20 protein-coding genes are annotated in these 19,373 nt (G+C 32.5%); 16 read left to right on the top strand and 4 right to left on the bottom strand.

What is annotated here, in order from left to right; genetic code table 11:
* Positions 1–118: 118 nt before the first annotated feature.
* The 10 genes from ABID96_RS11495 (at position 119) to ABID96_RS11450 (ending at position 8,626) form a co-directional block, all read left to right on the top strand.
* Positions 119–766: an HD domain-containing protein gene (locus ABID96_RS11495; protein WP_192602173.1), complete on the top strand. Its 648-nt coding sequence runs from the start codon at positions 119–121 to the stop codon at positions 764–766.
* Positions 763–2,652, top strand: a complete 1,890-nt coding sequence (locus tag ABID96_RS11490; protein ID WP_192602172.1) for an ABC-F family ATP-binding cassette domain-containing protein — start codon at positions 763–765, stop codon at positions 2,650–2,652. The genes ABID96_RS11495 and ABID96_RS11490 overlap by 4 nt, the downstream gene beginning before the upstream one ends.
* Positions 2,653–2,812: 160 nt before the next feature.
* Positions 2,813–3,202, top strand: coding sequence for a single-stranded DNA-binding protein (locus ABID96_RS11485; RefSeq protein ID WP_192602171.1), 390 nt, complete (start codon positions 2,813–2,815; stop codon positions 3,200–3,202).
* 58 nt (positions 3,203–3,260) lie between these two features.
* A complete protein-coding gene (locus ABID96_RS11480) occupies positions 3,261–4,412 on the top strand; it encodes a conserved virulence factor C family protein (protein ID WP_192602170.1) in 1,152 nt (383 codons plus the stop codon).
* Between the two features lie 4 nt (positions 4,413–4,416).
* Positions 4,417–4,845, top strand: coding sequence for a BrxA/BrxB family bacilliredoxin (locus tag ABID96_RS11475; protein ID WP_192602169.1), 429 nt, complete (start codon positions 4,417–4,419; stop codon positions 4,843–4,845).
* A gap of 41 nt (positions 4,846–4,886) precedes the next feature.
* Complete coding sequence (locus tag ABID96_RS11470; protein ID WP_192602168.1) at positions 4,887–5,660, top strand: class I SAM-dependent methyltransferase; 774 nt, start codon at positions 4,887–4,889, stop codon at positions 5,658–5,660.
* Between the two features lie 72 nt (positions 5,661–5,732).
* Positions 5,733–6,527, top strand: a complete 795-nt coding sequence (locus ABID96_RS11465; RefSeq protein WP_192602167.1) for a thymidylate synthase — start codon at positions 5,733–5,735, stop codon at positions 6,525–6,527.
* A complete protein-coding gene (locus ABID96_RS11460; RefSeq protein WP_192602166.1) occupies positions 6,524–7,012 on the top strand; it encodes a dihydrofolate reductase in 489 nt (162 codons plus the stop codon). The genes ABID96_RS11465 and ABID96_RS11460 overlap by 4 nt, the downstream gene beginning before the upstream one ends.
* A 99-nt stretch (positions 7,013–7,111) precedes the next feature.
* Positions 7,112–7,768, top strand: a complete 657-nt coding sequence (locus ABID96_RS11455) for an FMN-dependent NADH-azoreductase (RefSeq protein ID WP_192602165.1) — start codon at positions 7,112–7,114, stop codon at positions 7,766–7,768.
* Between the two features lie 147 nt (positions 7,769–7,915).
* Positions 7,916–8,626 carry a lysophospholipid acyltransferase family protein gene (locus ABID96_RS11450; protein WP_192602164.1) on the top strand — a complete coding sequence of 237 codons (711 nt, stop codon included), beginning with the start codon at positions 7,916–7,918 and terminating at the stop codon, positions 8,624–8,626.
* Positions 8,627–8,850: 224 nt separating this feature from the next.
* Here ABID96_RS11450 and ppsA read toward each other — a convergent pair whose 3' ends face one another.
* Together ppsA and trhA are read right to left on the bottom strand one after the other, a co-directional pair.
* Entirely contained in the window at positions 8,851–11,457 is a 2,607-nt protein-coding gene (gene ppsA, locus ABID96_RS11445; RefSeq protein ID WP_192602163.1) for a phosphoenolpyruvate synthase, read from the bottom strand.
* 511 nt (positions 11,458–11,968) lie between these two features.
* On the bottom strand, positions 11,969–12,595 hold the full coding sequence (gene trhA / locus ABID96_RS11440; protein WP_192602162.1) for a PAQR family membrane homeostasis protein TrhA: 627 nt from the start codon (positions 12,593–12,595) through the stop codon (positions 11,969–11,971).
* A gap of 144 nt (positions 12,596–12,739) precedes the next feature.
* Between trhA and iadA the strand changes: the two genes are divergently transcribed.
* The 4 genes from iadA to ABID96_RS11420 all read left to right on the top strand — a co-directional run bounded on the left by iadA (position 12,740) and on the right by ABID96_RS11420 (position 16,750).
* On the top strand, positions 12,740–13,909 hold the full coding sequence (gene iadA / locus ABID96_RS11435) for a beta-aspartyl-peptidase (protein WP_192602161.1): 1,170 nt from the start codon (positions 12,740–12,742) through the stop codon (positions 13,907–13,909).
* 124 nt (positions 13,910–14,033) lie between these two features.
* A complete protein-coding gene (locus ABID96_RS11430) occupies positions 14,034–15,080 on the top strand; it encodes a BMP family lipoprotein (protein WP_192602160.1) in 1,047 nt (348 codons plus the stop codon).
* A gap of 195 nt (positions 15,081–15,275) precedes the next feature.
* Positions 15,276–15,464, top strand: coding sequence for a twin-arginine translocase TatA/TatE family subunit (gene tatA, locus ABID96_RS11425; RefSeq protein WP_087999578.1), 189 nt, complete (start codon positions 15,276–15,278; stop codon positions 15,462–15,464).
* 443 nt (positions 15,465–15,907) lie between these two features.
* Positions 15,908–16,750, top strand: coding sequence for a DegV family protein (locus tag ABID96_RS11420; protein WP_192602159.1), 843 nt, complete (start codon positions 15,908–15,910; stop codon positions 16,748–16,750).
* A gap of 126 nt (positions 16,751–16,876) precedes the next feature.
* On the opposite strand, the gene ABID96_RS11415 is transcribed toward ABID96_RS11420, so the two are convergent.
* Entirely contained in the window at positions 16,877–17,272 is a 396-nt protein-coding gene (locus tag ABID96_RS11415; RefSeq protein ID WP_377896867.1) for an MBL fold metallo-hydrolase, read from the bottom strand.
* Positions 17,273–17,454: 182 nt separating this feature from the next.
* Here ABID96_RS11415 and ABID96_RS11410 point away from each other — a divergent pair, with 182 nt between their 5' ends.
* The gene (locus ABID96_RS11410) at positions 17,455–18,036 is read left to right on the top strand and encodes an SCO family protein (protein ID WP_192602158.1); all 582 of its coding nucleotides are present in this window, start codon (positions 17,455–17,457) and stop codon (positions 18,034–18,036) included.
* An 89-nt stretch (positions 18,037–18,125) separates the two neighbouring features.
* On the opposite strand, the gene ABID96_RS11405 is transcribed toward ABID96_RS11410, so the two are convergent.
* Positions 18,126–18,605 carry an Hsp20/alpha crystallin family protein gene (locus tag ABID96_RS11405; RefSeq protein WP_192602157.1) on the bottom strand — a complete coding sequence of 160 codons (480 nt, stop codon included), beginning with the start codon at positions 18,603–18,605 and terminating at the stop codon, positions 18,126–18,128.
* 151 nt (positions 18,606–18,756) lie between these two features.
* Between ABID96_RS11405 and ABID96_RS11400 the strand changes: the two genes are divergently transcribed.
* Positions 18,757–19,248, top strand: coding sequence for a GNAT family N-acetyltransferase (locus tag ABID96_RS11400; protein WP_192602156.1), 492 nt, complete (start codon positions 18,757–18,759; stop codon positions 19,246–19,248).
* Positions 19,249–19,373: the final 125 nt, after the last annotated feature.

The raw sequence follows: 19,373 nt of genomic DNA, 5'->3' as shown, positions 1-19,373 counted from the left end.
ACATATTTATGTGGAGGTTTTTTATCGCACATTTATCGTACTAGAATCATACTCTCATTGTTTTTCATTCGAAGAAAAATGTTATAATAACTCTAGTCTATTCTTGGGAGGACAAAGAATGAATCAGCAACAAATTATTTCCAATTTAGAAAATTATGTTCGAAATATACATAACGGAGATAGTAGTGGTCATGATTGGTATCATATCGACCGTGTTAGAAATTTAGCTGTACACTTAGCTCGAAGAGAAAAAGCAGATGAATTTATCGTTGAATGTGCAGCACTCGTACACGATGTGATTGATGATAAGCTTCACACTGACCTAATTAGTCAGAAGGAGCAATTAGTTGAAACACTCTCTAATCTTTTACAAAATAGTGATCAAGTCAAAGAAATTATTTACATAATAGAAAACATTTCATTTAAAGGTGGAAATGGCGTCATACCAAATACACTTGAAGGAAAGATTGTCCAAGATGCAGATCGACTAGATGCAATTGGTGCAATTGGAGTTGCGAGAACATTCGCGTATGGTGGAAAAAAGAATCGTAGCATGTTTAATCCAAACTTTGAAATTAGAGAAAATATGACTTTGGAAGAATATAGAAGTGATCAAAGTTCGTCACTTCACCATTTTTATGAAAAGATATTAAAATTAAAAGAATTAATGAATACGCCCAGTGCTTATGAGATGGCAAAAGAAAGACATTCATACGTGGAGAATTTCATTGAACAATTTATGAAAGAGTGGAATTTTACAAAATGAAAATATTAAGTGTTGAAAATTTAATGAAAACGTACGGCGAAAAAACCTTATTTAATGAAATTTCATTTACCGTAAGTGAAGGGCAAAAAATCGGATTATTAGGTGTTAATGGAACCGGTAAGTCAAGCTTATTAAAAATTATTGCAGGTACAGAATCAGCAGATGACGGGAAAATTATTAAACCGAAAGATTATGTCATTAGTTATTTACCACAGCACGAGGATTTTAATAAAAACCAAACCATTTTAGAGGCAGTTTTTGAAAGTGAAGATAAAATCATGATTTTAGTAAAAAATTATGAAAAAACGCTTCAAAAACTACAGGCTGATCCAGTAAATGATACATTACAAAATGAGTTAATAACTTTGCAGGCAGAAATGGATTCGAAAAATGCGTGGGATTTAGAAGCAAATGCAAAAACGATCTTATCTAAACTTGGTTTAAACGATTTAAACCTAGATGTAACCTTACTTTCTGGTGGTCAGAAAAAAAGAGTAGCACTAGCAAAAGCTTTAATTCATCCCTGTGATTTACTGATACTAGACGAACCTACAAACCATTTAGACTATGAATGTATTGTATTTTTACAGGAATACATCAAGAGACTTCAAAATGCTGTTTTATTCGTAACACATGATCGTTATTTCTTAGACGAAGTGACAACTGCTCTTTTAGAGTTATCGAATGGTAATATCTATCGCTATGAAGGAAACTATCAGTACTATATTGAACAAAGAGCGGCTAGAGAAGAACAGGAAGCTGCAACAAATGAGAAAAGAAACAACTTATTTAGAAGAGAGCTTGCTTGGATGCGCAGAGGTGCAAAAGCAAGAACAACTAAACAAAAAGCTAGAATTCAAAGATTTGAAGACTTATCAGGTAAAATGGGTCAACAAGAGCAAGTTGAATTAGAAATGAACTTTAAGCAAACGCGATTAGGGAAAAAGGTTGTTGAGTTTAAGGATGTTAGTAAATCCTATGGCGAGAAGAAGATCTTAGATCATTTTAATCTATTATTAACTCAAAATGACCATATTGGTATTATTGGTGAAAACGGTGCAGGTAAAACAACGCTACTAAAAATGTTAATTGGTAAAGAAAAAGTTGATGATGGTGAGATAGAAACAGGTCAAACAGTAAAAGTAGCATACTATTCTCAAATTCAAGAGGTTCAATCACCAACAATGAGAGTAATTGATTATATTAAGGAAGAAGCAGAAGTTATTTATACACCGGACGGTAAAACAATTTCTGCATCACAAATGTTAGAAACATTTCTTTTTCCAACTCATTCTCATGGTGTTCAAATTGGTAAGCTTTCTGGTGGAGAAAAAAGAAGGCTATATTTATTAAAACTATTAATGACAGCACCGAATGTATTATTACTAGACGAACCAACAAATGATTTAGATATTGATACATTAACAGTACTTGAAGATTATATCGAAAACTTTAATGGGGTTGTTGTAACGGTTTCCCATGATCGATATTTCTTAGATAAAGTCACAAATAAACTACTTATTTTTGATGGAAATGGGAAAGTTTCTTCAACGTTAGAGAGCTATACTGAATATTTAGAACGTAAAACAATTGAATCAAAAGAAATTCAATTAGAAAAAGCAATAGTTGAAAAACCAGTGTATCAAAAAGAACAGAAGAAAAAGCGCTTAACATATCAAGAGCAAAAAGAATGGGATAGTATTGAATCTGATATTGAGAACTTAGAAAGTGAGATCGAAAGTCTAAATGAAAAGTTGTTAGAGGTCGGTTCAAACTTTGAAGAAGCTTTTAAACTGTCAAAGGAAATTGAAGAAAAAGAAGGAAAACTAGAAAATAAAATGGAGCGATGGTCCGTTTTAAGTGATCTAGTAGAAAGTTTGAAATAAGGTGAAATATTGATTTTTGAAATGCCAATTGTCTTTAACAGATTTGCTTTTTACTTTTAAATTGTAAAATTTGTTAAATAATATAATATAAAAGTCCATTTCCATGTTTTTACGCTTTACGTTGAAAAGTGTATTGTAGTAAAAAAAGGAGATGGTCATAATGATTAATCATGTTGTCATTTTAGGAAGATTAACAAAAGCACCAATGTTACAAACTACTAATACTGGAAAGAAATCAACTTTTATTAGTATCGCTACAACTACTTACAATGCACATATGAAAAGAAACAAAACGAATTATGTTTCTATTAAGTTATGGGGTCAGACAGCAGAATATGTTGTTAAAAAAGGTAAAAAGGGAATGGAAGTATCAGTTGAAGGAATACTGAAAACTTCAAGTTATGTTAACGAGCAGGATAAACAAGTTTTTGTAACTGATGTAGTTGCTGAAAATGTTCACCTATTAACTAGTCAATTTGATGAGAAAGCTCAAAATGTAAGCAATTCAAATGCTTCTGAATTTGAAAAATTTGTGAATGCATTACAATAGTGAGTTTCTCCTCTTTTTGATAAGATGATGATAATGAAAACAAGAAGAGGAGATCACGATGAAGATTAAATCAATTGAACCAACACCTAGTCCAAATACGATGAAGGTGTTACTAGATGAAGAATTACCATCTGGTAGTAGAAATCATTATTCCTTAGATAATGTAGATAAGGCACCAGCAATTATTAAAGATATATTATCGATTGACGGCGTTAAAAGTGTATATCATGTATCTGATTTTTTAGCAATCGATAGAAAATCAAATGCAAACTGGCAAAATATATTACAACAAGTACGCAATGTATTTGGTGAAGAATTGAATGACACAAAAATTGAGGATGATCATCAAATTGATTCTCATTTTGGAGAAGTTCAAGTATTCGTACAAATGTATCATAATATCCCTATGCAATTAAAACTAATTGTAAATGGAGAAGAACAAAGAGCTGCATTACCACCATTTTATAAAGAAGCAATCATGAAGCTTACTTCAGCGGCATCAAATGTCGTATTTGAAAGACAATGGGTAGACTATGGCATTCGATATGGAGAGTTGTCTACGATTGAAAAAGAAATAATTGACGAATTAACAGCTACTCACACAGAACAAGACATACAAACAATTGTAAATGAAGTTATGAATAGTGAAACGGCAGTGAAAGAAAACATTGAAGCTCCAAAATTCGAGCCCTTTACGATGGATATTTTTAGTGAAACTGACTGGAAAAAGAGATATGCACGGTTTGTTAAGGTGAATCCAACAATTGAAGATTTGCCACTTCTAGAAATCGCCTTAAAAGATGAGCATGTTTCAATCAGAAGGTTAGCAACAGCATATCTAGGTATGATAAAATCAGAATTAGTCTTACCTTATTTATATGAGGCATTAAAGGATAAAGCTGTAGGTGTTAGACGCATAGCAGGAGACTGTTTGTCTGATTTAGGATTTGAAGAGGCTACACCTGCTATGATTGAAGCTTTAAAAGATCCTAGTAAATTAGTAAGATGGCGTGCAGCAATGTTTTTATTTGAAGTGGGAGATGAAAGTGCTATTCCAGCTTTGAAAGAAGCGCTAGATGATCCAGAATTTGAAGTGAAATTACAAGTTCAGCTTGCTTTACATCGAATAGAGAATGGTGAAGAAGCTTTAGGATCAGTTTGGAAACAAATGACAGAAAAAATGAAATCAGAAAACAATAAAGGGGAATAAAACAATGAATGCATATGATGAGTATATGAAAGGTATTGTAAAACCAATGAGGGAAGAATTAACTTCAAACGGTTTTACTGAATTAACTTCAAGTGAAGAAGTAGAATCATTTATGAATAATTTAGAGGATACAGCTTTTTTCGTCATTAATTCTGTTTGTGGATGTGCAGCTGGATTAGCAAGACCATCTGCAGTTCAAGCGCTTATAGACTCAGAAAAAAAACCAGCACATGCAATGACTGTTTTTGCTGGACAAGATAAAGAAGCAACTTCTACACTAAGAGAATACTTAGCTGATTTTGCACCATCTTCACCTTCAATGGCAGTTTTCAAAGGTAAAGAAGTAGTAGGTTTCATCCCAAGAGAACAGATTGAAGGTTCTAGTCCAGAAGACATTAAAGCAAGAATTCAATCAATATTTAGCCAAATGTAAAAAGAGGAATTTTCCTCTTTTTTCTTAATGTAAGGAGACATATGATCGTAACAACTTGCCTAAGACCAACTTCATTACTAACGAAACAAGCACAGGAAATTGCAACAGATTTGCATAGTAAAACAGTAGCTAGAAAAGAATTTAGCTTAGAAGAACTTTACGATAAATGGAACGAACCAATACTTGTCGTAGGGAAGAAGAGACTAGAATGGTATGAAAATGGACAAACTGCACCATTTTTCTTCCATCCTAATTCTTCAGTTTTTAGAATTAGAAGACTCATAAAAGGAGAACATGATCCTTTTTGTGATGCTAGTTTATTATTAAAGGGTGACTCATTACTCGATTGTACGCTAGGGATGGCTTCAGATAGTATTGTAGGGAGTTTTGTGGTAGGAGATTCTGGTGTGGTAGTAGGACTAGAAAAAAGTCCAATTATTGCATATTTGACTTCAAAAGGACTTCAAACAAATCAACAAAATATCTCAGATTGGACAAAAATAACCAATCGAATTATTGTTGAAAATATCGATTATAAAAGTTATTTGGCAAATTTAGCAGATGATTCGTTTGATGTTGTCTATTTTGACCCGATGTTTGAATCGAATATTGAAGCTTCAAGCGGAATTGCTGGGCTAAAACTGCTAGCAAACTATGATGATTTAACATATGAAGTTATCGAACAAGCGAAAAGAGTAGCAAGAAAACGAGTAGTTTTAAAGGATCATTTTAAAAGCGAACGTTTTAAAAAATATGGATTTACGCAATTGATCAGAAAAACTTCTGAATTTCATTTTGGTTATATTGAAAAATGATTAGAAAAAAGCTTTGGAAACCTTTAAAATATATATAGTTCGTCGAAAGTTAAAAAGCTTAGGAGGGTCAATATGAAGCAATACTTAGAATTATGTAAACATGTACTAGATAATGGAATGACAAAAACAGACCGAACTGGAACTGGTACAATAAGTACATTCGGTTATCAAATGCGTTTTAACCTCCAAGAAGGCTTTCCGTTAGTCACTACAAAAAAGGTTCATTTAAAATCAATCATTCATGAGTTATTATGGTTTTTGAAAGGTGAAACCAATATTCGCTATTTGCAAGAAAATGGTGTGAGAATCTGGAATGAGTGGGCTGATGAAAACGGAGAATTAGGCCCAGTCTATGGTCACCAATGGAGATCATGGCAATCGATTGATGGAACAACAACCGACCAAATATCAGAAGTAATTGAACAAATTAAAACGAATCCTGATTCAAGAAGACTAATAGTGTCAGCTTGGAATGTTGGTGAGCTGGATAAAATGGCTTTAGCACCGTGTCATTGTTTCTTTCAATTTTATGTAAACAATGGCAAGCTTTCATGTCAACTATATCAACGTTCTGCGGATATTTTTCTAGGTGTGCCATTTAATATTGCTTCTTACGCTCTTTTAACGATGATGATTGCGCAAGTATGTGATTTAGAATTAGGTGATTTTGTTCATACATTTGGTGATGCACATATTTACACGAATCACCTTGAACAAATAAATTTACAACTAACTAGAGAGCCAAAGAGCTTACCAAAAATGAAGATAAACCCTGAAATCAAAAATATTTTTGATTTTACATTTGAAGATTTTACTTTAGAAGATTACGATTCACACCCGGCTATTAAAGGGGTTGTTAGTGTATGATTGCTGCAATTGTTGCTATGAGTGAAGGAAATGTCATAGGTATTCATAATGATTTACCTTGGCATTTACCTCAGGAATTGAAGTACTTTAAACAAATAACAACTGGCCATACGATTATCATGGGTAGAAAAACATATGAATCAATTGGACGACCACTTCCAAATCGTAAAAATGTCGTAGTTACAAGACAGCCAGATTACGCAGCGGAAGGTGTAACAGTTATAAATAATCTAGAAGAATATTTGAACGAACATAAAGAAGAAGTTCTATTTATAATTGGTGGGGCAGAATTATTTAAAATGGCTTTTCCCTATTTTGATACATTATATATAACTGAAATTCACCACCAATTTGAAGGTGATACTTTCTTTCCTGAGTTCGACAGAAATGAATGGATTATCAAATCAAGATCTGAAGAACAAATTGATGAAAAATCAAAAATAAAGTTTACATATTTTGTTTATGAAAAACTGTTGACATCTTGAATTAAAGATATTATTATGAGGATAAGGGATTTAAACATCCCTTTATTTTCTGTATTATATCTCGAATTAAAGATAAATGAAACTGAGAGGAAGAATAATATGACAAAATTACTTTACATTACTGCAAATCCAAATGCGATTGAAAATTCATTTGGGCTATCTGTTGGGGAAGCATTTATTAACGAATACAAACAAGTGAATCCTACAAATGAGGTTGTTCACTTTGACTTATTTAAAGAAAATGTTCCAATGATTGATGGATCTGTTTTAGATGCATGGGGTAAATTAGGAAGCGGTACTTCTTTTGAAGATCTAAGTGCTGAACAGCAAGCAAAGATTGCGGCAATGGGGAAAAATCTTGAGTTATTCTCACAAGCTGACGAATATGTATTCGTAACACCATTATGGAACTTTGGTTTCCCAGCTGTTGTGAAAAACTTTATCGACAACTTTACTGTTGCTGGCCAAACTTTTAAATATACTGAAAATGGTCCAATCGGATTATTAGAAAACAAAAAAGCATTACACATTCAAGCTAGTGGCGGTGTTTATTCAGAAGGTCCTGGAGCAGCAATCGACTTCAGTAGCTCATTCTTAAAAAATGCTTTAAACTTCGTTGGTGTGTCTGATGTAACTACTCTTTTCGTAGAAGGAATGGCAGCTATGCCAGACAAAGCAGCTGATATTAAAGCTGACGCAATCGAAAAAGCTAAAGTAGTAGCAAGAGAATTTAGTGCAGTTAAAGTTTCAAACTAAAGATAATTTAATTAAAGGGAATTGGCTGAAAAAGCCGATTCCTTTTTTTATTTTTAGAACGTAAATTCAGTATAAAATGGTAAATACTTTTCAAGTGTAAGTGCATTTTGTATAATAATTAACATATTCAATTTACGGAGGAATCATATGTTTCGCACATTATATGCTGCAACGCGTATCGTCGCTGGTGTTATAGAGGCTAAGCTTAAATTACCGGCAGTTAAAAAATTACCAAAAGAGTTACCTGTACATGAAAGAGATCGTAAAATGCACCAATTCCCTGATTATTTTGGAAAGATGATGATCGGATGCACAGGGAGTAAAGTTACGGTAGAAGGATTAGAAAATATCCCAAAGGATCAGTCAGTTTTATTTGTAAGTAATCATCAGAGTAATTTTGATATTCCTTTACTATTAGGGTATTTAAACAAGCCGATCGGCTTTATTGCAAAAATGGAAATAACTAAATTACCAATCGTTCCAGGTTGGATGGAACAAATGCATTGCGTTTTTATGGATAGAAGTGATCGTAGACAATCATTAATGGCGATAAAAGACGGTGTAGAAAAACTGAAAAATGGTCATTCATTAGTCATTTTCCCTGAAGGTACAAGAAGTAAAGGGAGTCAAATGGGTGAATTTAAATCTGGTAGCCTTCATCTAGCTACAAAATCAGGTGTACCTGTTATCCCTATTAGAATCGAAGGAACTTACAATATTTTAGAGGCAAATGGTAATAGAATCAAACCCGCTAATGTTACTTTGAAAGTTTTCCCACCTGTTTATCCTGAACAAATCGGTATGAAAGATGCAAAGGAACTAACAAACTATATTAAAGATATAATCGAACAATATTAAAAATACCTATATTTACTTCCTGTTCGCTTGAGTGAAAAAATTAAAAGTAAAAACATTTTTCAATAGATTTAGCAATATAGCTAAATTTTTGATTTAAGAAATAAAGGCATTGCCAACTGGCAATGCCTTTTATTTCTGATACTCAGTTCTTTTTAAAAGAAACATATACAGTAATAGAATACATTAGAACGGTGCGACTAATATATTCTGTATTTTCTTAGCACTTACAGTATTTCGATATACCCATCTGTACCATTCACACGAATTTGTTGACCGTCTTTTATCACTTTAGCGGCATTTTCTACTCCAACAACTGCTGGTAATCCATATTCACGTGCGATCACTGCTCCATGGGTCATTAGTCCACCAACTTCTGTGACGAGTCCTTTTATCGACACAAACAATGGTGTCCAACTAGGGTCAGTAAATGTGGTGACTAAAATATCTCCATCCTTTAAATCAGCATCTTCCATGTTTAAAATGACACGTGCACGTCCTTCAATTATACCAGAAGAAACTGGTAGACCAACAATCGCTTTGTCTGGGAGGTTTTCTCGTTTGTAAGCACCAGTAATGATTTCACCATCGGATGTGATTACACGAGGGGGAGTTAGTTTTTCAAATAATGTATACTCATCTTTTCGTTTGTTGATGATTTGATAATCCAGTTTATTTGTGCGTACGACTTCTTGAAGTTCTTCAAGAGTGAGATAGAATATATCTTCTATTTCATGAATTACATTGTTGTGTAAGAGTTTGTTTGCTTCCTTCAGTATAGATTGTTTATATACAAAGTAGCGATTAATCATACCGTATTTTGGATATTCGCGATAACCGATGAAATTCCGGATCAGGCTGATTTTTTCTTTTGTCTCTTTAGCTTTTAAATCACCATCTGGTAATTGCTTCAATCGTTCTATTAACTCCTGTTCTTTTTCCAAAGCTTCCTGTCGTCCTTGCTCAAATATCCGTTTACTAGTATTAGGCTCAAAGTTTTTGATGTTATTAAGAATCATAGGTACGAGTATTATTGGTTTTTCACTCCAACGTGTTTTAGAAATATCAATTTCTCCACTACAACGCATTCCGTATTTATTCAAATAAGCAAAAATAGCTTCTTGGATTTTTTGTCCACCTTCAAACCTAATCAATTCATCCAAGAACGTATCATCTTTTACATCATGTAAATAATCAATTACTTCTGGATAAGGACGAATCACATCTGCAACATCTAATAATGCTAAACCCATTTCTGAAGTAATATTGTTTGGTACAGATTGTGAAAGCGTATCTGCTACGTTTTTTTCACCTAACCAATCGTTCATTTTTTCATTAATCCAAGTTGAGGCATTTATAGCAGCCATAAATACAGCTGTACTTTGTGGATCAAATAATATCTTCTTTAATTGTTGAATGTCCTCTTTTATAAATTCTAATAAATCTGTTCCTGATTTCATTTGGATGTTTTGCTTTAATTCTTCTACCGATGCTTGATTCTTATTAATCAATTCAGAAACTATGGTCGGATTATTTTCGAATGGTACTTGTGAATCAGAGGGAGGAACATTTTTATTGGAACTCTGTTCTTGCTTTTTATTTGGTAAAGATTTTATGAAATCATTTCGCTTTACTATGGTCATAAGTGCGTCTTTCATGAGCGGATCATGGTGTCCCATGGTATCTAAAAACTTATCTCTGTTGCCAGGTGTAGCTAGCATATGTGTGACATCAACAAACATTCTTCCACCAGCTTTAAACCTCGGTCCAAAAGATGTTAACTCGTATATTGACATTCCCAAAGGTTTTAAGGGGTCTGTCATCATTTGTTGGTGGCCGACAGATACATAAACATGATTTTCTTGATCACTAGGTTCAGGGATTGGATATAAAGTAGTGATTGGCCGACTTTGTACAATATAAAATGTATCATCAACCAAGCACCACTCAATATCTTGTGGGCAACCAAAATAAGCTTCAATCTGTCTTCCTAACCGTGCAAGTTGCAAAATTTGTGATTCAGTAAGTGTTTGAGACTTTTGGAGATCAGGCGAGATCCACTTTGTCTCTGTTCCACCTTCTTCTTTAGCATAGATGGCCAACTTTTTAGTTGAGATCATCTTACTGACGATTTCATCTTGCTGTACTTTATAACAATCCGCAGATACCAGTCCTGAGACCAATGCTTCACCTAGCCCAAAACTGGCATCGATTGAAAGTAGTTTTCGGCTAGAAGTAATTGGATCAGCGGTAAATAAAATGCCTGAAGCCTTTGGGAAAACCATCCTTTGGACGATAACCGATAAATATACTTGTTTGTGGTCAAATCCGTTTTGCATTCTGTAGATTACCGCACGGTCTGTAAATAGGGAAGCCCAACATTTGCTGATATGCTGCAAGATTGCTTCTTTACCGATGATATTTAAATAGGTGTCTTGTTGTCCAGCGAATGAGGCATGTGGTAAATCTTCAGCTGTTGCACTAGATCGCACTGCATAAGCATACTCTTCACCATATTGGGAGAGATAGTGAGTAACTTCATTCACAACATTTGAGGGAATCTCTATTTCCATAATGACTTGTCGAATCTGACTGCTGAAATCACTAATTTGATCCCGATCTTCTAATGTTAGCGATGATAATTGATCCAACAAAGCACGATACGTTACGTTTTGTTCGATGGCATTTTGATATCCTACGGTTGTTATACAAAATCCTACTGGCACTTTTATTCCAGGGATTTTTGATAATTCCCCTAAATTTAACCCTTTACCACCAACGAGCAAAAGCTGTTTATTTTCAATCTCTTGAAAATCGATAACCAAAGAACTCATTCATCATCTCTCCTAACCATTAATGTTCTATTGATTTTAGCAGTAGAAAATGCTAATAAACAGTCTATATTAACTTTTTTTTACATGGTATAATTAACTTAGGAAGAGAAATAGAAACATATTAGACCATACCAAAATTAAGTGAATTCCCTGATTTTGGAGTCGGGATCGAAACTATTTAATGCTTGAATTACTTGCTGCTCAGTTAGTAAAACATGCAGTGAAAATAGTTGAAAAAGCGAATTTTGTTTATAAATTAATATAAGATTGGCATCGCCAATTCATAGTAAGTTTTCTCGTTACTTTCATAATTATTGAAAAGAAAAAAATAAGGAGATGCTAATTCAACTGGGAATTGCATCTCCTAAATTATTTATATTATCTACTAATAAAAGGAACCCATTTATTTAGAATGAGTTTTTTGACGCTTTTCTATATAAAAGGATTCCTTTTAGAATAAAAAAAGACTTACGCACTCTTAATTAGCAATATAATACGAAAACTGCCTCTTTTAAACTACAAACTTAAACACACATATATACATCGATGCACTTCCTAATAAGACAAAAAGATGCCAAATTGCATGACTATAGGGTATTTTTTTTGCGAGAAAAAAGACAGAACCTACCGAATATAATAATCCACCTAATAATAAATAGAAAAATCCATCACCTGTTATCCCATAATAAATTGGTTTAATTGCAAAAATGATGAGCCAGCCCATTATTAAGTAGACGATTGTTGACATTAATTCAAATCGATTAACAAAAATAAATTTAAAAAAGACACCTGAAACAGCTAATGTCCAAATGATTGTAAATAATGTCCAGCCTATTGTACCTCTCAATGTAACTAGTAAAAAAGGCGTATATGTGCCAGCAATTAATAAATAAATAGCAGAGTGGTCTAATATTGTAAAAATCCTTACCATATTAGGATGACGAATGCTATGAAGAAGTGTAGAACAAATATAGAGTAAAAGCATAGTTGCTCCAAAAATCGTAAAGGAAACAATATGCCAAGCACTTCCATAATTAATTGCTTTTATGATTAATAAAATCAATGCGGGAATACTTAATATTGCGCCAATACCATGAGTGATTGCATTTGCTATTTCTTCTTTCAGTTCTCTCTTCATAAAATAGCCTCCTATAACAAATATGATAAAAAGTTTCTTCAAATTAGCCATGGTTACTAGTAGTTGCCCGACTGAATATCTAACATTTTATCATTTAAATATGATAACCTAAAATCAAACGATTATAACATTTTGGAGGATGGTATGATTCTAATAAAAAATGGTGAAGTTTACTCACCGACAGCAAAAGGCGAGCAAGATATTTTAGTTTCCAATGATAAAATTGCATTTATACAAAAAAAATTAGTACTTGAAAATACATCATTGCCTCTACAAATATTGGATGCATCAAATTGTTATATTGTGCCTGGCTTTATCGATTCACATGTTCATTTAATAGGTGGAGGCGGTGAAGGTGGATTTAAAACTAGAACACCGGAGCTATTACTTTCAGATTGTATTAAAAGTGGGATTACGACCGTAATTGGCGTTCTTGGAACCGATGGGACAACCCGAACAATGCCTAGTCTTTTAGCAAAATGTCGAGCTTTAGAAGAGGAAGGTATTACTTCATTTGTTTATACTGGCTCTTACCAAACACCTGTGAAAACACTTTTCTCTAAAATTGAAGAAGATATTATATTAATTGATAAAATAATAGGGGTAGGAGAAATAGCTATTTCTGATCATAGATCTTCGCAGCCTACGAAGCATGAATTGGCTAGAATAGCAGCTGAGGCGCGAAATGGGGGCTTACTATCTGGTAAATCAGGTGTCGTAAATTTACATATTGGAGATAGTAAAGCAATGCTTTCTATGATTGAAGAGATCATTGACGAAACTGAATTACCAATTACTCAGTTTTATCCAACACATATTAATAGAAATAGCTATTTATTTGAAGCAGGTATACAATACGCCAAAAAAGGAGGATACGTTGATTTTACAACGAGCACAATTCCACACTTCATTGAAAATGGAGAAGTAAAATGTAGCGTTGGATTAAAACGTATGTTAAATAGTGGTGTAAATATTGAGCAAATAACATTTACTTCAGATGGCCAAGCCAGTCTACCCGATTTCGATGAAAATGGTGTATTACGCGGCATGAAGATTGGTAGAGTAAATAGTTTATATCAAGAGGTAAAAGACGCTATTATTATCGAAGGAATACCAATAGAGGAAGCGTTAAAGGTTATAACGAGTAATCCGGCTAGAATTTTAAAATTACAAAATAAAGGACAAATCAATGAAGGTTATGATGCTGATCTTGTCTTCCTAAATAAAAAGACTTTAGAAATAGAAACGGTTATTTCAAAAGGTAGAGTCATGCTACAAAATGGGGAATTATTAGTAAAAGGAACATTTGAATAAAGAAATAATAAAGTAGGAAACTGAGACTTCGTTTGACAAGTCACTGATTCCTACTATTTTTTTACATAAAACATGATTTTCGTATTCATACTATAAATATTACGAAAAAATGAGGTGAAGGGTAATGAATAGATGGAGGACTGCATTAGTAGTAATAACTTTATTTGCAGTCACTATCTCTGCATGTGATGATAAAAATACATCAAAAGAAAACTATAATATAGGATTTGTTTCAAATACTTATGGAATAGATGATCAATATTTTAATCAAGCATTTATGGAAGAAGGCATAAGCAAATTTGCAAAAGAAGAAAATATAAATGTAAAAAAAGAATACCAAAAAATTGATTCTACTAGTGAATATAAACTTGAAAAAAATTTGAGAAAATTAGCGAAAAAAGATTATCAACTAATTTTTGGAACAGGCTATAACATAGATTATGCTGTAAACAGTGTTTCAAAAAAATATAATCATACCAATTTTGCAATCATTGATTCAAAAGTTTATCAACCAAATACGGTTAGCATCCTCTTTAAAGAAAATGAGGGTAGTTTTTTAGCGGGAGTGATTGCAGCAATGAAAACGAAAACGAAAAAAGTAGGTTTTATTGGTGGTAGTAATAACGATTCGATTAATCGTTTTAAATATGGTTTTCTCTCTGGTGTGAAAATGACCGATCAACATGTTGAAGTATTTACTAAAAATGCAAAAACATATGAACAACCCAAAATTGGAACTAAAATAGCTGCTAATCTTTTTAATCAAGGTGTAGATATAATTTTTCAAGCAGCAGGATCAACAGGAATAGGTGTTTTTAAAGAAGCAAAAAATCGAAAGAAAGAGCAAAAGCAGGATGTTTGGGTGATTGGTGTAGACCAAGACCAATATCAACTAGGATTACCAGAAAATGTTACACTCATTTCGGTCGTCAAACGTTTCGATAAAGTAGTATATGATGTTTCAATTCAATCAAAAAATCATCAGTTCCAAGGTGGTAAAACATTACTCTATGGACTCAATGAGGACGGCATTAAACTTGTTAAAGCTAAGGATAATATTGAAGATAGCATTTTAAAAAAAGTTAATTTGTATAAAGACCAAATTCTAGAGGGTAAACTAACAGTGCCAGGTACTGAAGAAGAGTATAGACAATTCGAAAAAAGTCTGTAATTCGACTTTTATTAAATATCCAAATTTTACACCAAATAATAATATTATGTAAACTAAATCAGCAAATATTATTATAAATGTTTAATTTTTTATAAAATGATTTGACGAACGACGATATTTTTGACAATATTACTATATAAGGAAAGTAAGGCAAAAAGTACTTACTTTTTATTCGTGGATGGAAGTTGGGGGAAAATAATGGCTAACATAGGTGTTCCAGGTTTAATATTAATTTTAGTATTAGCTTTAATAATATTTGGTCCAAAAAAACTACCTGAGATCGGTAAAGCATTTGGGGAAACTCTTAAAGAATTTAAGCGTTCAACTCAAGGACTTACAAATGATTTATTAGAAGACAAAGACGACAAAAAATCTAGCAAATAAATGATCGAAACTCGGTATTTTACCGAGTTTTTTTATTTTTTAAGGTTTTTTATAATTGATTAATGTTAATTTGTGACTTTAAAGACAGAATTTGATTAACAATGGAAGGTGCAAAAATCAGCTGGTAGCTGCAGAAAGGCTATAGTCCATTTAGATTAACAAAAATTATAAGACTATCTGCTTACTGGTTTACATGTGTTGATCAAATGGAATATTCTAAGAGTTATCAGTAGTAACTAATAAATCAAGTCAAAAGTACTAGATTTTTTTTTGCTACTCCACTCAATTAAGACAAAAATTTGTAACAATTGATTAGGATGTACTATTCTTCACCTTAATAATTAATGTTTTGTTAAATTAATAATGTTATAATGAAATTACTTTGAAAAAATGATAATTACTTTTTTAGGATTATGAGAATGATGGAAAAGAGAGATGTATAAATGTCAAAAATTAAAATTGTTACTGATTCTACCGCAGATTTATTAAAAGAAGAAATTGAAAATTTACATATAAATGTTATTCCATTATCAATACAAATAAATGGTGAAACTTATTTGGATGGTATTGACATATCTCCAAAGCAATTTATTCAAGAAATGAAAAAATCAAATGAGTTGCCAAAAACATCACAGCCAGCGGTCGGTAAATTTGTAGAAACATATGAGAAATTAACTGCAGATGGGAGTAAAGTCATATCAATCCATTTAACAAGTGGAATGAGTGGAACATATTCAACTGCTTGTGCTGCAGCTAATATGGTTGATGGTGATGTAACTGTTATTGATTCTGCATTTATTACACAAGCAATGGCATTTCAAGTTGTTGAAGCCGCGAAAATGGCAAATCAAAATGCAAGTGTTGAAGAAATAGTATCAAGACTTACAAAAATCAAAGAAAACACTTACTTATATATTATGGTAGATACACTTGATCATTTAGTTAAGGGCGGAAGAATTGGAAAAGGTAAAGCATTTCTTGGTTCTTTATTAAGTATTAAACCAATTGCTTCATTAGAGGGTGGTGTTTATTCACCAGTTGGAAAAGTTCGAAATCATTCGCAAGTAGTAAAAACCTTAACGAAATACTTCGAGCAAGATACGAATGGGAAAACGGTAAGTGGTGTTGGAATTTTACACGCCGAAGCACCAGAATTAGCAAATTCATTAAAAGAATCTGTTCAAAAATTTACGAGTTTTAATATTCCTGAACCTGGTTATACTACGCCGGTTATTAGTACACATACTGGTGAAGGTGCAATTGGATTCGTCTTTTATACCGAATAAATTTGTAAACGTTTAAAGAAGTCTAAAATGAGGCTTCTTCTTTTTTATATTTGAATTGATCAATGGAAAAATTGTTTCACCAAGTAGTGCAATTTTTAATTGATCTTCAGCGATTTGATTTTCTTTTCAAGCATTTATTAATCTATCAATTGCTTCTTGTGGTATATCATCTGCTAATTTAAATGTACCATAGTGCATCGGTATAAATTGATTGGCATTCAGATCTAGAAAAGCAGTTACTGCTTCCTCAGGAGACATATAGTCGTGCTTCATAAACCATTCGGGTTCGTATGGACCTATTGGCAGTAATGCCGTATCTACCTGAAATCTTTTTCCTATTTCTTTAAAGCCTGAAAAATATCCAAATCCCCAGCATAATAAAATGCATTCATCTTTCGTTTCGAAAACAAATCCTCCCCAATGTGAACAATGTGCATCAGATAAAGTTCTTTTTGTCCAATGTTGAGCTGGGACAAATGTAATATTCAATCCAATAAGATTTTTGATGACCCGCCAACTCATTTCAAATACATTTTGAAATCCACTCTAGAAGATTATTTGTTCATATGTACCATTCTACATTTGGTTTGTAAAATTTCTTACACAAATTCTTAAAAAATTATGTAAATACGTCTAAATTGTTAGAAAGGAGGATAAGCATTTGTTACAATAAACAAGTACAACGCGACCTAGGGGGATATTAGATGAAAAAGTATTTAGTAACGATGCCACTGATCTTAGTGCTTTGCTTAGCATTCTTAAGTGGATGTGGAAATAAAATTGAAAATCCATTAAATTGGGATTTAGAAAAATTTACATACACAAATCAAGAAGGTAAATCCTTTGGTACGGATGACTTAAAAGGGAAAGTTTGGGTCAGTAATATGATCTTCACTAGCTGTGAAACAGTTTGTCCGCCAATGACTGCAAATATGGCTAAATTACAATCAAAGGCTGCTGAAAAAAACTTAGATGTTGATTTTGTATCATTCAGTATTGACCCTGAAGTAGATACGCCTGAAGCGCTAAAAACTTATTCCGAAAAATTTAATGCAGACTTATCAAGCTGGCATTTTTTAACTGGTTATTCTCAAGCAGATATCGAGTCATTCGCATCTGAAAACTTTAAAACGATCGTTAAAAAACCAGAAAATAACTCTCAAGTAATCCATGGTACAAAATTTTATCTGATTGATCAAAAAGGCAAAATTGTAAAAGAATATAGCGGTGTAAGCAACGTTCCATTTGATGATATTTTATCAGATATTGAAAAGTTAACTAAATAAAACACAATAAAGATTCTCACCTTGGAAAAATTAAAGCAAAAAAGAACACCATTTTTATGATTGGTGTTCTTTTTTATGGGCATATTTAATTAATCTAAAAAGATTTGTTTTTGGTATTCTGGAAGTTTTTGACCTTTAATCACTAACATACCATTTTCATAGCTTGCAGTAGCAGTTGTTGCGTTTATAGGGAACGGTAGCTTTACAATACGTTGAGACTGACTATATGAATATTTTTTAAATGAATAATTTAATTGGTCATCTTTTATTTCTTGAGTCGCATCATTTTTCAAACCAATCGTTAAGATTGTACCTTCAATATCCATATAAATCTGTTCTTTACTAACGCCAGGCAGACTTGCTTGAATGACTAATTCGTCCCCGTTTTCGATAATATCAACGCCTATTGAGGAAAATACACCATGCTTGTGGAAGAATTTATCAATTTCATCAAATAAACCACGAATAGGTGAATGATCAATTAATTCGTCCACCTTTTTTAAATAATGTTGAAAGTCTACTGACTGATTTTGTTTTTCTTCTGGAGTGTTTTTTTCTTTTTCACTCATATCCATACCTCCTTACGGTTTGACTATCGCAGTATATGAAATTTACTCAAACCCTGTGCATGTATATGGAGATGATACAGATAATAACTGATTTTATTTTTGTTTCAAGGTAAAATAGTGTTAAACGATCTAATTGAAATGAGGTTTATAAATGAGTACAACAGTCGAATTCGCTACTGCAGAGGATGTTAAAGAAATACTAACAATTTATAATGATGCAATACTCCACACAACTGCAACTTTTGATACAAATGTAAAGACCGTTGATGAGATGTTAGGTTGGTTTAATCATCATTCACAGCTATACCCTGTCATTGTTTCAAAAGAGAATGACTTTGTTACTGGCTATTGTTCACTGACTCAATTTAAAGAAAAGGATGCTTATAAGCATACAGTTGAATTATCTGTTTATATACACCCAGAGCATAGACGTAAAGGGCTTGCAAAAAAATTAATGGAAGAAATCATAAAAATTGCTAAAGATTTAGGTCATCATACAATTATCTCATGTATTACAAGTGGGAATGAAGTAAGCGAAAAATTACATGAAAAATTAGATTTTCAAAAAGTAGGACATATCAAAAAAGCTGGTCAGAAATTTGATGAGTGGTTAGACATTGTTTATTACCAAAAAATGATATAGATAATTGAACTGCCCCCCAATTGTTAAATGTTGGGGGGCAGTTTTTCTTTAATAATGCAGCTTAACATAATCTAGTAGAAAAGGTCCGGTGCAATATTATTTGCCTTTTTAATAAAATTTTATGA

The sequence above is a fragment of the Gottfriedia sp. OAE603 genome, from assembly GCF_040543965.1.
Classification (GTDB): Bacteria; Bacillota; Bacilli; order Bacillales; family Bacillaceae_G; genus Gottfriedia; species Gottfriedia solisilvae.
Note: the sequence above shows the minus strand (reverse complement) of the source record. Positions and strands in the feature narration are given on the sequence as shown.